This is a genomic window from Alkalimonas collagenimarina (assembly GCF_030717845.1).
Classification (GTDB): Bacteria; Pseudomonadota; Gammaproteobacteria; order Enterobacterales; family Alteromonadaceae; genus Alkalimonas; species Alkalimonas collagenimarina.
In genome coordinates, this window is record NZ_JAUZVZ010000075.1 from 1 (window position 1) to 344 (window position 344).

Below are 344 nucleotides of genomic sequence, written 5' to 3' on the forward strand. Positions count from 1 at the left end.
CAAATTTATTTGTGACCTTACTCATTCAAGCGTGCGACTTCAAGAGGCTAAGGCCACTTGGGGTTGTATGGTTAAGTGACTAAGCGTACACGGTGGATGCCTTGGCAGTCAGAGGCGATGAAGGACGTACTAACCTGCGAAAAGCTGTGGGAAGCTGGTAAGAAGCGTTAGACCCGCAGATATCCGAATGGGGAAACCCAGTGCATTTATGCACTATCTTACACTGAATACATAGGTGTAAGAGGCGAACCGGGAGAACTGAAACATCTAAGTACCCCGAGGAAAAGAAATCAACCGAGATCCCCTAAGTAGCGGCGAGCGAAAGGGGGCCAGCCCTTAAGCTG

General features: G+C 49.4%; 1 rRNA gene. It reads left to right on the forward strand.

Features of this window, described 5'->3' with window-relative positions:
- Positions 1 to 69 precede the first annotated feature (69 nt).
- A 23S ribosomal RNA gene (locus Q3O60_RS17655) occupies positions 70 to 344 on the forward strand; the annotation flags it as partial.